Here is a 13,457-nt window from a genome sequence, read left to right on the forward strand (position 1 = left end):
TCCGCAGGGTGAGGCAATCCGCCCGGGCAGTTGAGACTTTGCCCGTACCGGCTGGATAATGAGCGCCATGAACCTATTGCTCGTGGAAGACGATCCGGTCCTGGCCGACGGCCTCACCCAAATCCTGGCGCAATCCGGTTACGCGGTCACCACGGCGACGACCGGCGGTTACGCGGACAGCGCCCTGCGCACCCAGATATACGATCTGGTCGTACTCGACCTGGGCCTGCCCGATCTGGATGGTCGGGAGGTGTTGCGCAAGCTGCGCGCGCGCAAGAGCCAGGTTCCGGTGCTGATCCTGACGGCGCGCGACGGCATCGACGACCGCGTCAACGGCCTGGAGCTCGGTGCCGACGATTACATGACCAAACCTTTCGAGCTCAAGGAACTCGAAGCGCGGATACGGGCGCTAATACGGCGCACATACGGCGCCTACGACGATCGTCTGACGGTTGGCTCGCTCACCCTCGACACCCAGAACCGCCGGGTACTGGCCGATGGCGAAGAGCTGGCCTTGTCGCCCCGCGAGTACGGCGTATTGGAGGCCTTGCTGCTGCAGGCCGGCCGCGTGGTCAGCAAGGATCGCATCGCCCAGCGCCTGGCCGTGCGCAGCGAAGAATTGGGCGACAATGCCATCGAGGTTTATGTCCACCGCCTGCGCCGGCGGCTGGAACCCTTGGGCACCCGCATCCGCACGGTGCGTGGCCTGGGTTATCTCCTGGAAAAATCCCGGGATGCCTGATACCAAAAGCCTGCGCGACCAGTTGCTGCTGCGGCTGACCCTGCCCTTGGTGGTCATCGTGATGCTGGACGCTGTGGTTTCCTATTTCGTCGCCCTGCATTACGCCGATCTGGCCTACGACCGCTGGCTGCTGGACTCGGCCCACTCCCTGGTGCAGGAAGTCAAATCGCAACAGGACGAGGTGACCGTCGATCTGCCGCAAAGCGCCCTGGAAGTCTTCCGCTGGGACGACGTGGATCAAACCTATTTCAGGATCAGCTCCCGCCGGGCCGGTCTCCTGGCCGGCGATCAAACCGTGCCCGAACCGCCAAGCGGGGAGTGGAATGGAGAAAGCCCCTACTATTTCGACAGCACCATCCAGGACCAAGCGGTTCGGGTCGTCGCCTTGCTATTGGCGCCTGCGGCCGGCGGCGACGAAGTGTTGATCGCCGTGGCGGAAACGGTCAACAAACGGCGCGCCATGATGAACGATGTACTGCTCGCATCGGTGCTCCCGCAACTGCTGCTGATCGTTGCGACCGGCGCCTATGTCTCGCGGGGCGTCGACCGCGGCTTGCGCCCCCTGAAGCAATTGGCCGGCAGTATCGCCCAGCGCTCGCCGCGCGATCTCGCCGCCATCTCCGACAGCGACGTGCCGCTGGAAGTGCGGGCGCTGACCCATACCATCAACGATCTGCTGCAACGGCTGGCGCAAGCGATGGCCGCTCAGCGCCGCTTCATCGAAAACGCCGCCCACCAGCTGCGCACGCCCCTGGCCGGCCTCAAGCTGCAGGCGGAGCGCGCCTTGCGCGGCGACGATCTTGCGACGATAAAACCGGCCCTGAGCCACATCAACAGCAGCGTCGACCGGGTCGCCCATTTGAGCTCGCAACTGCTGGCCCTGGCGCGCGCAGAGCCCTATATGGAGGGAGGCCGGCGGTTCCGCGAGCTCGATTTGTGTGCACTCAGCCGGGCCTGCTGCATGGACTGGGCGCCGCGCATGCTGGAACGCAACATCGAACTCAACTTCGAAGGGCCGAACACGCCGATACGGCTCGCCGGAGACGAAACCCTTCTGCGGGAGATGCTCAACAATCTGCTCGATAACGCCCTGCGTTATGGTCGCGCCGACGGGACGATCTCGGTCAGCCTGATCGACGGGGACGAGCCGGTACTCGCCGTGGAGGACGATGGCCCTGGTATTGCGGAGGACGAACTGGACAAGGTACTCGAACGTTTCTACCGCATTTCCGGCAGCCCCGGCGATGGCTGCGGCTTGGGATTACCCATCATCCGGGAAATCGCCGAACTGCACGGTGCCCGCTTGCGGTTGGAGCGAGCCTGCCCGGAGGGCGGCTTGCGCGTCCGGATCATCTTTCCCGCATACCGCAGGGAAGTCGCCGCGCATTGATGCGAAATAACCCGACAACTCTCGCGGTTCTTAGACTGGCGGGTTGATGCGATAATACCGGCCCGGGTGAGTCATGAAAGGCCGCGCCCGTACGAACATACTCCAGACTTCACCCGGAGCGCCGGCGGTAAGCCGACTTCGTCGAGCTCCTCCCATTTGCACTACGGACCATGCCACATAAACCTCTCGCCCGCAGCAAACCCACCTCCCGCCTGCCCGATCTGCCGCCCTTGAGCTTTAAAAAAGCCGACTTGGCGCTCGATATCCGCCGGCATTTCAACTGCACATTGGGACGCAACAAATTCCACAAATCGGCTTATTACAGCTACGCGGCCCTGGCCCTGACCGTGCGCGACCGGTTGATGGAGCGCTGGAAAAATACCCAGTACGCCTACAAGGACACCGACTGCAAACAGGCCTATTACCTGTCGCTGGAGTTCCTCATGGGGCGGACGCTGGGCAACGCACTGCTCAATCTCGGCGTCGAAGAACCGGTGGAAGGTGCTTTGCACGATTTGGGCATCGCCCTGGAGGAATTGATCGACAACGAGGTGGATGCCGGACTCGGCAACGGCGGACTCGGGCGCTTGGCCGCCTGTTTCGTCGACAGTTGCGCCACCTTGCAACTGCCCGTCATGGGCTACGGTCTGCGCTACGAATACGGCATGTTCCGCCAGCACATCGAAAACGGCTACCAGATCGAGGAGCCCGATCACTGGCTGCGCAACGGCAATGTGTGGGAGATCGAAAGACCCGAGCTCACCGTGCGCGTCCGTTTCGGCGGGCACACCGAATACTATGAAGATCACGACCGCAGCCGGCATGTCCGCTGGGTCGATACGCGCGACGTACTCGCCGTGCCCTACGACATTCCCGTTCCCGGCTACCGCAACGGCACCGTGAACACCCTGCGCCTTTGGAAAGCGGCAGCCACCGACGAATTCGATCTCAACGAATTCAACGCCGGCGATTACGCCGGATCGGTCGCGGCCAAGAACAGCGCCGAGCACATCTCCATGGTGCTCTATCCCAACGACGCTAGCGAAAACGGCAAGGAATTGCGTCTGCGCCAGCAATACCTGCTGGCCTCGGCCAGCCTGCAGGACATCATACGCAAGTGGGTGGCGCGTCACGGCGAAGACTTCAGCACCTTCGCCGAGAAGAACTGCTTCCAGCTCAACGACACCCACCCCAGCATCGCCGTCGCGGAACTGATGCGCCTGCTCATGGACGAGCATGATCTGCCTTGGGACGAAGCGTGGAACATCACCAGCCGCACCATGGCCTACACCAACCACACCCTGCTGCCGGAAGCATTGGAACGCTGGTCGGTGCGCCTGTTCCGGCAATTGCTGCCGCGCGTGCTCGAAATCATCTTCGAGATCAATGCGCGCTTCCTGGCCGAAGTGGCCAGCCGCTGGCCCGGCGATCTCGACCGCATCGCCCGCATGTCGCTGATCGAAGAAGGCGACGAGCAGCAGGTGCGCATGGCCTACCTCGCCATCGTCGGCAGTTTTTCGGTCAACGGCGTCGCCGAACTGCACTCCAACCTGCTGCAACAAGGCCTGTTTCGCGATTTTCACGAACTGTGGCCGCACAAGTTCAACAACAAGACCAACGGCATCACGCCGCGTCGCTGGCTGGCCTGGTGCAATCCCGACCTGGCCGCGCTGATCACGGCAACCATAGGCGACCGCTGGATTACCGACTTGTCCGAACTCGGCAAACTGGCGCCCTACGCCGACGACCCCGATTTCCGCGAGCGCTGGCGCCAGGTGAAGCGCGCCAACAAGGAGCGTCTGGTCGCTCACAAGAAGGCCGAGTTGGCGCTGGAGGTCGATCCCGACGCGCTGTTCGATGTGCAGGTCAAGCGCATCCACGAATACAAGCGCCAGTTGCTCAACGTGCTGCACGTCATCCATTTGTACGACCGCATCAAGCGGGGCGATACCGCTAACTGGACCAACCGCTGCGTGCTGTTCGGCGGCAAGGCGGCGCCCGGCTATGTCATGGCCAAACGCATCATCAAGCTCATCAACAATGTCGCCACGGTCGTCAATGGCGATCCGGCCTGCGACAAGCTGTTGAAAGTAGCTTTTTTGCCCAACTATCGCGTGTCCGCGATGGAGATCATCTCGGCCGGAGCCGACCTGTCCGAGCAGATTTCCACGGCCGGCAAGGAAGCCTCGGGCACGGGCAACATGAAGTTCATGATGAATGGCGCCCTCACCATCGGCACCCTGGACGGCGCCAACATCGAGATACGCCAGGAAGTGGGCGCGGACAACTTCTTCCTGTTCGGCCTCACCGCCGAGGAAGTGGAGGCGGCCCGGGCGCACTATGATCCGGGTGCCATCATCGAAGGAAACGAGGATCTGAAACGCGTCATGCACCTGCTGGAAGCCGGCCACTTCAACCAGTTCGAGCCCGGCATCTTCGACGCCATCGTCCAGTCCGTCAAAAGCCCCTGGGATCCCTGGCTGACGGCCGCGGACTTCCAGAGCTACGTACAGGCCCAGCGCCGCGCGGCGGAAGCCTATCGAGACCAGGACGGCTGGACCCGCATGAGCATCCTCAATACGGCCGCCAGCGGCAAGTTCTCCACCGACCGCACGATAGGGGAATACAACCGCGACATCTGGAAACTGGAGCCGGTTCCGGCGCCTTCGGTCGAATAACGACGGTCCTGCCCGAGGTCAGGCGGTGATTCACATCCTGCTTTACGAGCCGGAAATACCGCCCAATACCGGCAACATCATCAGGCTGTGCGCCAATACCGGCGCCAGCCTGCATCTCATCAAGCCGCTGGGTTTCGAGCTCGACGACGCGAAGCTGCGCCGCGCCGGCCTGGACTACCGCGAATGGGCCTCCATGCGGGTGCACGAAAACCTCGACGCCTGCCTGGACGCGGTGCGGCCCCGTGCAACCTACGCATTCAGCACCAAGGGCAAACGCTGCTACGCGGACGCGAGATTTCAGGCTGGCGACGCCCTCCTCTTCGGCCCCGAATCGCGAGGGCTACCCGACATCGTGCGAGCCCGCTTCGACCGCGACCACCTGCTCACCATACCCATGGTGCCCGAAAGCCGCAGCCTCAACCTCTCCAACACGGTCGCCCTGGCCTTGTTCGAAGCCTGGCGCCAGTGCGGGTTTGCCGGCGCGACCGGTTGTCCGCCCGCCCGCTAACCGGCGTTCCGGCCGGCAGGGAATTTATCCCCGTCGATGCGGGTCGAAGATCCTGCCTCGTTCACGGCCGTACTCGCCGGCTCAAGACAGCCCCCGGGTAATGCGGCTCGCGGCGGCATTACCCGGAGTATGCGATGGCTTTCCTACCCTTCTATGTCCCTGCGGTAACGCCCGATCTGGTCATCGTCGGCGGCGGTTATGCGGGCATGGCGGCTCTGGCCGGTTTCCGGCGTTATTGCCCCAAGGCCAGGATCACGCTGATCGATCCGGGCGAGCATCATCTGAAAATCACCCGGCTGCACGAGGTCTTCCGCACCGAACGAGCCTCCGTCCGCGTTCCCTATGCACACTTGGCCCGGCGCTTCGACTTTCGCCACCTGCGCGCGGCCTTGCCGGTCGACGACGATCATTTGAGGAAGTGGGGACGGGAAAGCCATGTCGACGTCGACGGCGAACAACTGCCCTTCGACTACCTGCTGATCGCCGTCGGCGTGCCTTACGCGGCGGAAGCAGCAACCGACCGGCTTTTCTCCCTGTACGACGTAGCCGGCGAGGAGATCAGCCGGCTGGTCGAACGCCTGCAAATGATCGAACACGAACAAGCGGTCAACGTCATCGGCGCGGGACCTACGGGACTCCAGTTTCTATTCGAGCTCGCGGAATTTTTCCGCTCCCGTGGCCGGCACCCCGCCCTGCGTCTGATCGACGCCGACGACCGGCTATTGAGCCGCTTCTCCGTGGCCATGGGGGCCTATGTCGAGGACCGGCTCGCCGAACTGAATGTGGAAGTCCGGATGAACACGCTGTTTCGGGCGGTAGAGGACGACACGCTCCTCGTCGAAAACCGCTCGACCGGCCAGCAAAAGCGCCTGGACGCCGGTCTGAGCTTCAATTTTGCGGGCAAACGGGCCCGGCGGCTGGAAAGCAACGCCTACGGCCAGATCGTGCTCGACGGCGCGCCCCTGCCCCGGCTGTTTTCGGCCGGAGACTGCACCGTTTATCGCGGTCCGGGCTGCAATGCCATGACCGCCCAGGCGGCGGTACGCAAAGGAAGCCTATGCGCCCGCAACATCCTGCGTCATGCGGGAGGATGGAAAATCCTGGAGCCTTATCTGCATCGCGAACTCGGCTATGTGATCAGCCTGGGACGTCGGGATGCGGTAGGGTGGGTCGGAGCCCGCTGCAACGTCGTCGCCGGATCGCCGGCCGTCGTGCTGAAAGACCTGATGGAAACCCGGCACGACTTGACGCTGGCGGGCGTCAATACCTATCTGCCCTGAGCCTCCGCCATGGCCGCTCCCTGGTGTACCGCCCGACGTTGCAGGAAAATCCAAGAGGCCCCGTCATGTTCGGCCTAGGCGCGAAAAACCCCGTGGTGGGCCAATCCAGTCTGCCGATAGGCTCTTCCCCCGAGGCGATCTTCCGCTTCATCGCGCAGGACTTTTTCGAAAACTACCCTCGCTGGTCGCCCGAGGTCCTATTGCTCCAGAAACTCACGGACGGCGCCATGGGCCCGGGCACGGTTGCCCGGCAAGTCCGCGTGGATCAGGGCCACCGCTCGGACTCCGAATTCCGGGTGGAAATCTACGAACCCAGCCGCCGCCTGAGTTTCTCCGGAATCAAGGATCCTTACCGCTGCACCTACGAAATCCAGCCGTTCGATGGGGAAAACTCGCGCCTGACCTTCACGTTCGAGCTGCTCGAACTGCTCATTTTCATGAGGCCATTCGAAAAACTGGTCAGACTCGTCATACAAGACGGTGCGGAGAGAACCACAAGAAACCTGAAGCGGCTCATCGAAGCGACGCTATCTCAGCGGGCGCCAACAACAACGTCACCATCCGACCTTTAGGAGTACGGCCATGGCTTTCGTGGTAGAAAAAGATCCCGCCTTGATTCCTCAGATACTGGCAAATATCCTCGACGCCTCGGTCAACGGAATCACCCTGGCCGACCCCGACCAGGACGACATGCCCATCATCTACGCCAACAAGTCCTTCGAAACGATGACGGGTTATACGCAAGAGGAAATCATAGGCCGCAATTGCCGCTTTCTTCAGGGGGAAGACCGGCAGCAGGAGGCCCGTTTCAGCGTGAAAAAAGCGATTGCGGAATGCCGGCCGGTCGAAGTGGACATCCGCAACTACCGCAAGAACGGCGAGATGTTTCACAATCATCTGGCCTTGACCCCACTCTTCGATAGCGAAGGCCGGCTGATTTACTATCTGGGCGTGCAGTACGACGTCAGCGCCCAGGTAAAGGCGCAGGAAGAAATCAGGCGGCTCGGCGACGCGCTGGCGGAAATGACCCTCAAGGCAAAAACCCCTTAACGGTGTACCTCCATGGCCCAGATCAGCACCAGCGCCTGCGTTCCCTATACCGCCGAGCAGATGTTCGCCCTGGTCAACGACGTGGCTGCCTATCCTCGTTACGTGCCCCTGTGCAGCGCCGTGAAACTGCGCTCGGTCGCCCCGGAGCGCCTGGTCGCGACCATGACTTTTTCCAAGGGTAAGATCAAGTTCGACTTCACGACGGAGAACTCCATGCGCGGGAACCACGCGATCGACATGCGGCTGGTGGATGGTCCTTTCAAATATCTGAACGGCACCTGGGGATTCGTCGCCAATCCCCATGGCGGATCGGACGTCAGCTTCACCGTCGATTTCGAGTTTTCCAACGCCCTGCTCACCATGGCTTTCGGCGGATTTTTCAAGAACATCGCCGAATCCATGGTCGGCGCATTTTGCGAGCAAGCCGCGCTGCGTTACGGTTCGCCCGACCGATCGGGACCGAAACGCTAAGCCCGGCCGATCCGCATCCTTGGCCGGGGCCGGCCCGGGCGTAAACTCAGCATTCATCCGACCGGCCTCATAGCGCCTGGCGACCTTGGTAAACTGCCCCCAGTCACCACTCCCACAGGAAACTCCGCATGACATCCAACAGCACACTGTTCAACCTTCCTTTGAAGTTCAAGGTCCTGTTCACCGGTTACCTGCTGGTGATCGGCGTCGGCCTGTTGATGGCCGGCCTGCAGATCATGCTGACGCACGGCCTGGCCGACGGCAAACCCGGGCTATCCCTCAACGACATCATTTACAGCTACTACGGCAACCGCTCGGGCTCCAAGCTGGAAGCCATGCTGGAAGGCCAGATGAAACCCATGGCGCCCGACGAGGAACGCTTCAAGATCATACAATGGGCGCAAGACGGAGCGCCGATCACGGCCTGGTCCGGGAAAATCCAACCCTTGATGGAGAAATACTGCGTCGCCTGCCATAACGCCGGTTCGAACCTGCCCGACTTCAGCAAATTCGAAAACGTGAAGAAGAGCGCGGAAGTCGATGAGGGCGCCAGCGTCACCCAGCTCACGCGCGTGTCGCACATCCATTTGTTCGGCATCGCCTTCATCTTCATGTTCGTCGGCTGGATATTCGGCTATGCCGAATATCCCAAGCGCCTGCAGCTGATCCTGATCGCCACGCCCTTCGCCTTCCTGCTCATCGATATCCTGTCCTGGTGGCTGACCAAGTACATACCCGTATTCGCCTGGCTGACCATGTTGGGCGGTCTGGGTTATTCGCTCGCTTCCACGGTCATGATATTCACCTCGCTGGCCCAGATGTGGCTGCCGCGGAATCAATGGCTGGCGTTTTGGACCAAGGAATAAGCCGCCTGCCGGGCCGCAGGGTTTGCGCAGCCTACCGGGGCGAGGTTCTCGTCCAGTCGATGGGCTGATCCACGAACTTGTCGCGCAGGAAGCGGCCGTGGACCAGCAAACCCTGGGCGTCGTCTCGATAAAGGCTCACCAGCATCTTGCGCAGGGCGTCGTCCAACACGTCGAACTGCTCGGAGAGCACGTCCTGGGCCGTTCCGCCCCGCGCCAAGGGCTCGGACCGGCTCAGCTCTCCCGGCAGCGCGAGATATTTTTCGACCGCGTCGGGCAGATACTCCAACGCGATCTGCCTGAGATTGTAAACATTGGGATCGGCGATATCGGCCGTTTTCCCGAGTCGCGACAAGGCAGCGATCAGGGTCTCCCGCAGATCGCTCAGCTTGGCCAACACGGGCGGGTCCACCCGGCCGGCGATGCGCCGTTCCAGGTTCGCCAGGCTCTTCCGTATGGCGCGCAACTCGCCATCCGGTTCTGGATCGCTCGGCGAAAACGTCGCCGTACCGGCAAGCGGCTGGTGGAATCGCTGCTCCACCGCTTGCTGAAAAACGCTTTCCAAACGCTCCAGCTCGCGCACCAGCGCTTCCTCTGCGGCCCAGCCGTTCCCAGACCCGTGCTCGACGGAACGCGGGATCGGCAGGCGGAGATACTGTTCGAGCAGCCTGGGCAAATCCTTTAATGCCGCCGTTTTCGCGGCCGAGAGCTCCGGCTCCTTGTACAGCAGCCAGCGGTCGAAGTCCGGCAACAGGGCCAGTACGAGCGTGTGGATATTTTCCAGGACGGCGACGGACCTCCCCCGGCTCAGACGCTCGCGGCTCGCTTCGATCAGCCGGTCGAGGTGGCGCACCCGCCTGCGCAGCCGCCATGAAACTCCCGCTAACGGCGATTTCCTGACCGGCAACAAGGCCCAAAGCACAAAATAGACCCATAGCGTCAAGCTGAAGCTAAAAGCTATCGAGAGCAGAAAAAGCAGCCTTACCACGCCGGTGTTCACGCCGAAATAACGCGCCAGCCCGCTGCACACCCCGCCTAGCTGACGGCCATCGAGATCGCGCTCCAGCCTGCGTGTTTCGGTAATCAAGGGATACATCCTGGTTTCCGTGACAAATGTTCCACCGGTGAATGGAGCGTTATCATACCGCCTCGTGCTGCGAAAACGATGCCTGGCCTCCCCTTCCGGCCGGGCGGGCGGGCCGCTGGCACCCACCGTAGTCACCAGCCGCAAGGAACCCCCATGAGCGACGCCCCCGAACTGACTCCACCCTCTCCGCTCACCCCGCCCGAAGCCGTCAAGCCCGTCGAAAAGGAACAGGCGGCATCCATGATCAAGCTGGAGCCCGAAGTGGTCGCCCGGCTGGACGAGCGCGTGGGCGAATTCATCGCAGCCATCCTCGGCGAACCGCCGCTGAGTGGAGCCTTCAAAAGCAAGGTGGACAGCGTGCACAAGCTGGGCCATGCGGAAATTCAGGAAGCCGCAGGCATCTCCAACCGCCTGCTCGAAAGGCCCATCCATGCGATGAACAGCGGCGTTTTCGACGAAGGCTCCACGATTTCAAAATCGCTGCTCGACCTGCGCAAGCAGATCGAGGAACTGGACCCCGCGCCGCGGCAATCTGCTCGAACCGCGCAAGCTGCTGGGACTCATCCCCCTGGGCAGCCGTGTCCAGGATTATTTCCGCCAATACCAGTCGGCGCAAACCCACATCAACACCATCATCCAGTCGCTTTACAGCGGCCAGGACGAACTCCGCAAGGACAATGCGGCGATCGAGGAGGAAAAGCTCAGGGCCTGGCGGAGCATGGAAAAGCTGGAACAACATGTTTATATCGGAAAAAAGATCGATCAGGCCCTGGAACTCAAGCTCGCCGAGATCGAAGCGGTCGACGCCGAAAAAGCCCGCATCGTGCGCGAGGAACTCCAGTTCTATCTGCGCCAGAAGGTGCAGGATCTGTTGACCCAACTCGCCGTCACCATCCAGGGCTATCTGGCCATGGACCTGATCCGCAAGAACAATCTGGAATTGATCAAGGGCGTCGAACGGGCGACCACCACGACGGTCTCGGCCTTGCGCACCGCCGTGACGGTGGCGCAGGCCCTGGCGAATCAGAAACTGGTGCTGGACCAGATCGGCGCCCTGCGCACCACCACCGGCAACATGATCGAATCGACCTCCGCCATGCTCAAGCAACAGGCCGGCCGGGTCCACGAGCAGGCTACGAGCGCGGCGGTCGATCTAAAGCAACTGTCGCAAGCCTTCCAGAACATCTACGACACCATGGACACCGTGGCCACCTACAAGCTGCAAGCCCTGGCCAACATGCAGCAAACGGTGGACGCCCTGACGACGGAAATCGGCAAGGCCAAGACCTACCTGGACAAATCGCGCAAGGAAGTCGTTCAGGACGTCAGCGACTCCCTGAACCTATCCGATTGACGCGGCGGTCACCGGGTTCGGGCTGAATTCGGCGGCAATGCTCTGTCGGGTCGGCGACTTGAGGAAACTCTGATTTAGCCCTTCGACAGGACGAACGCTAAGGGCTTGATTCCGTTCAGGGTGAACGCGTCGAACCCCGACTTATTCAGAGCATCCTTGAGCTATCTCAACCGTGCCCCGGCGCCGGAAGCTTAACGCCCCGATACAAACGGTGTTTAATCTCCAAACGTCCGGGCTGATCGGGGCTACCGATTTGCCGCGCGGATGAAGCGGGCGGCGCCCGTGCCGCCGAACAGGGCATGGGCGGATTCCGCGCGTTCCCATCGACACTCATCAAAGCAGGGGGCTTTGTTTATGTCCATCCAACGTTTTCTCATCGCCTTGGCGTTCCTGCCGTGCCTCGCATCGATGGCACACGCCTCGCCTTACAGTGCCGTGGTGGTTTACGGAGACAGCCTGTCCGACAACGGCAACCTGTTCGCCGCAACAGGCTTACCCGGCACGCCTTATTACAACGGCCGACGTTCCGACGGCCCGCTGGCCGTGGAACACCTGGCCACGTCCCTCGGCGCGCCCCTGGTGGATCTGGCCTGGATAGGTGCGACGACGGGGGTCGGCAATTTCGGCGACAACGGCAGCGTGACCTCATTCGGGTTCGCCGGCCTGCCCGGCATGACGACAGTGTATGACACGACCCGGGGCACGCTAGGACCGCTCTTGAGCGATGGGCTCTTCGTCGTGTGGGGTGGCGCGAACGACTTTTTGGCACCCTCTCCACTCGACGCCGGCGACCCGCTGGCGATCATAGACAGAGCGGTAAACAACCTGGTTGCCATCATCTCGGACTTGCAGGCGCTGGGGGCGGGCACCATCCTGGCACCGGGTATGCCGGACCTCGGCCTGACCCCGGAGTTCAGGTCCTTGGGTCCAGTCGCCGCGGCACAGGCCAGCGCATTTACCGACGCGTTCAATGCGCTGCTGCTGGCCAGCCTGCCTACGGACGTGCTGTTTTTCGATACAGCCGCCCTGACGCGCGACGTGGTCGCCAACCCGGCCGCTTATGGCCTGACCAATGTGACGGACGCCTGTTTCGACGGGGTGACGCAATGTTCGACCCCGGCGAACTACCTCTATTACGACTCTTTTCATCCGACGACGGCGGCCGACGCGATCATCGCCCGCGGTTTCCTGGCGACCTTGGCGGTCCCCGAGCCTTCTTCCCTGGCGCTAGCCGTCATGGGCTTGGCGCTGGTCGCCGCACGGCGGCGCTTCGGGTTTGCCACGCTCTAGAAGACGGGACGCATAACCAAGCGGAGCCTCGGGCGCCACCGCGGTCGTCATAGTCTCCGTGTTTCCGTAAGTGCTCAGGCCTTCTGTGCAATGATGTAGACGTGCAATTCCGGGTACTGGTCGTATTCCAGGTGCCGGCATACACATCCGGCTTCGGTCAGCAGCTTGAGCGTGCCGGGTATGCCCAGCGCGCTGTAGTACATGGGCGGGCCCATGGCCGCATCGGTTTTCTCTGCCGCCTCATCCAGGCCGCCCATGGTGAAGATGAACACGCCACCGGGCGCCAACCCCTGCACGATCTTCCTCAGCACCGGCCCCTGGTCCGCCAGCGGCAGGTGCCAGATGCTGTCCCAGGCGGAAATCAGGTCGTACTGCCGGGTAAAGTGCCAGTGGCGGATATCGGCGTGATGGAATTCGATCTCCGGGTGCGCCTGTCTCGCCAACGCGATCATGCGCTCCGAGATATCCACGCCTTCCGCCGCGAAACCGTGACTGCCCAGCAGCTCGATGAGCCGCCCGCTGCAGCCGCAACCGATATCGAGTGCCCGGTGCTTTTCCCGCAAAAAGGCGATCGCCCGCTCGTGCTGCACGATGCCATTTTTCCTCGGGAAAGTTTCGCCGCGCCAGCGCTCGGCTATCGCGTCGTAGCTTGCCGCGATTTCATCCGGTTGCATTTATCACCTCAGGTTTCACTCTTGCGAACAGACGCCATCAGGCCGTTCGACATCGCGGGGACGCGAAGCA

14 protein-coding genes and 1 pseudogene are annotated in these 13,457 nt (G+C 62.2%); 12 read left to right on the forward strand and 3 right to left on the reverse strand.

Translation table 11 applies throughout. From position 1 onward, the window contains the following. The first annotated feature begins 67 nt into the window (after nucleotides 1-67). The 10 genes from JWZ97_RS10070 (at nucleotide 68) to JWZ97_RS20345 (ending at nucleotide 9,667) form a co-directional block, all read left to right on the forward strand. A complete protein-coding gene (locus JWZ97_RS10070; RefSeq protein WP_205428493.1) occupies nucleotides 68-742 on the forward strand; it encodes a response regulator in 675 nt (224 codons plus the stop codon). After that, on the forward strand, nucleotides 735-2,132 hold the full coding sequence (locus tag JWZ97_RS10075) for a sensor histidine kinase (RefSeq protein WP_205428495.1): 1,398 nt from the start codon (nucleotides 735-737) through the stop codon (nucleotides 2,130-2,132). Before JWZ97_RS10070 ends, JWZ97_RS10075 begins: the two co-directional genes overlap by 8 nt. A 170-nt stretch (nucleotides 2,133-2,302) precedes the next feature. Then, entirely contained in the window at nucleotides 2,303-4,810 is a 2,508-nt protein-coding gene (locus tag JWZ97_RS10080; RefSeq protein ID WP_205428497.1) for a glycogen/starch/alpha-glucan phosphorylase, read from the forward strand. Between the two features lie 25 nt (nucleotides 4,811-4,835). Beyond that, nucleotides 4,836-5,318, forward strand: coding sequence for a tRNA (cytidine(34)-2'-O)-methyltransferase (locus JWZ97_RS10085; protein ID WP_205428498.1), 483 nt, complete (start codon nucleotides 4,836-4,838; stop codon nucleotides 5,316-5,318). A gap of 134 nt (nucleotides 5,319-5,452) precedes the next feature. After that, nucleotides 5,453-6,598 (forward strand): NAD(P)/FAD-dependent oxidoreductase, encoded by a 1,146-nt coding sequence (locus JWZ97_RS10090; RefSeq protein ID WP_205428500.1) that lies wholly within the window; start codon nucleotides 5,453-5,455, stop codon nucleotides 6,596-6,598. A 65-nt stretch (nucleotides 6,599-6,663) separates the two neighbouring features. Further along, nucleotides 6,664-7,170, forward strand: a complete 507-nt coding sequence (locus JWZ97_RS10095) for an SRPBCC family protein (protein ID WP_205428502.1) — start codon at nucleotides 6,664-6,666, stop codon at nucleotides 7,168-7,170. Nucleotides 7,171-7,180: 10 nt separating this feature from the next. Continuing rightward, a complete protein-coding gene (locus JWZ97_RS10100; RefSeq protein WP_205428503.1) occupies nucleotides 7,181-7,648 on the forward strand; it encodes a PAS domain-containing protein in 468 nt (155 codons plus the stop codon). A 12-nt stretch (nucleotides 7,649-7,660) separates the two neighbouring features. Continuing rightward, entirely contained in the window at nucleotides 7,661-8,119 is a 459-nt protein-coding gene (locus JWZ97_RS10105) for a type II toxin-antitoxin system RatA family toxin (RefSeq protein ID WP_205428505.1), read from the forward strand. Between the two features lie 128 nt (nucleotides 8,120-8,247). Further along, on the forward strand, nucleotides 8,248-8,985 hold the full coding sequence (locus JWZ97_RS10110; RefSeq protein WP_205428507.1) for an elongation factor-1 alpha: 738 nt from the start codon (nucleotides 8,248-8,250) through the stop codon (nucleotides 8,983-8,985). Between the two features lie 520 nt (nucleotides 8,986-9,505). Further along, nucleotides 9,506-9,667, forward strand: a complete 162-nt coding sequence (locus tag JWZ97_RS20345; protein ID WP_371822619.1) for a DUF1743 domain-containing protein — start codon at nucleotides 9,506-9,508, stop codon at nucleotides 9,665-9,667. A gap of 273 nt (nucleotides 9,668-9,940) precedes the next feature. On the opposite strand, the pseudogene JWZ97_RS20350 reads toward JWZ97_RS20345, so the two are convergent. Both JWZ97_RS20350 and JWZ97_RS20060 read right to left on the reverse strand, forming a co-directional pair. After that, nucleotides 9,941-10,078, reverse strand: a pseudogene (locus tag JWZ97_RS20350) (PspC domain-containing protein); the annotation flags it as partial. Nucleotides 10,079-10,200: 122 nt separating this feature from the next. Then, nucleotides 10,201-10,368 carry a hypothetical protein gene (locus JWZ97_RS20060; RefSeq protein WP_240342308.1) on the reverse strand — a complete coding sequence of 56 codons (168 nt, stop codon included), beginning with the start codon at nucleotides 10,366-10,368 and terminating at the stop codon, nucleotides 10,201-10,203. Nucleotides 10,369-10,637: 269 nt separating this feature from the next. Between JWZ97_RS20060 and JWZ97_RS10120 the strand changes: the two genes are divergently transcribed. Continuing rightward, nucleotides 10,638-11,423, forward strand: a complete 786-nt coding sequence (locus JWZ97_RS10120) for a toxic anion resistance protein (RefSeq protein WP_240342579.1) — start codon at nucleotides 10,638-10,640, stop codon at nucleotides 11,421-11,423. 354 nt (nucleotides 11,424-11,777) lie between these two features. Continuing rightward, a complete protein-coding gene (locus JWZ97_RS10125; protein WP_205428511.1) occupies nucleotides 11,778-12,713 on the forward strand; it encodes an SGNH/GDSL hydrolase family protein in 936 nt (311 codons plus the stop codon). A gap of 74 nt (nucleotides 12,714-12,787) precedes the next feature. Here the strand turns inward: JWZ97_RS10125 and JWZ97_RS10130 are convergent, their stop codons facing one another. Further along, complete coding sequence (locus JWZ97_RS10130; RefSeq protein ID WP_205428513.1) at nucleotides 12,788-13,387, reverse strand: trans-aconitate 2-methyltransferase; 600 nt, start codon at nucleotides 13,385-13,387, stop codon at nucleotides 12,788-12,790. Nucleotides 13,388-13,457: the final 70 nt, after the last annotated feature.

Source organism: Methylococcus sp. EFPC2 (assembly GCF_016925495.1).
GTDB lineage: Bacteria > Pseudomonadota > Gammaproteobacteria > Methylococcales > Methylococcaceae > EFPC2.

Coding starts and splice junctions, on each gene's coding strand:
- JWZ97_RS10070 (WP_205428493.1), top strand. CDS start 68: ATGAACCTATTGCTCGTGGAAGACGATCCGGTCCTGGCCGACGGCCTC.
- JWZ97_RS10075 (WP_205428495.1), top strand. CDS start 735: ATGCCTGATACCAAAAGCCTGCGCGACCAGTTGCTGCTGCGGCTGACC.
- JWZ97_RS10080 (WP_205428497.1), top strand. CDS start 2,303: ATGCCACATAAACCTCTCGCCCGCAGCAAACCCACCTCCCGCCTGCCC.
- JWZ97_RS10090 (WP_205428500.1), top strand. CDS start 5,453: ATGGCTTTCCTACCCTTCTATGTCCCTGCGGTAACGCCCGATCTGGTC.
- JWZ97_RS10095 (WP_205428502.1), top strand. CDS start 6,664: ATGTTCGGCCTAGGCGCGAAAAACCCCGTGGTGGGCCAATCCAGTCTG.
- JWZ97_RS10100 (WP_205428503.1), top strand. CDS start 7,181: ATGGCTTTCGTGGTAGAAAAAGATCCCGCCTTGATTCCTCAGATACTG.
- JWZ97_RS10105 (WP_205428505.1), top strand. CDS start 7,661: ATGGCCCAGATCAGCACCAGCGCCTGCGTTCCCTATACCGCCGAGCAG.
- JWZ97_RS10110 (WP_205428507.1), top strand. CDS start 8,248: ATGACATCCAACAGCACACTGTTCAACCTTCCTTTGAAGTTCAAGGTC.
- JWZ97_RS20060 (WP_240342308.1), bottom strand. CDS start 10,368: ATGAATTCGCCCACGCGCTCGTCCAGCCGGGCGACCACTTCGGGCTCC.
- JWZ97_RS10125 (WP_205428511.1), top strand. CDS start 11,778: ATGTCCATCCAACGTTTTCTCATCGCCTTGGCGTTCCTGCCGTGCCTC.
- JWZ97_RS10130 (WP_205428513.1), bottom strand. CDS start 13,387: ATGCAACCGGATGAAATCGCGGCAAGCTACGACGCGATAGCCGAGCGC.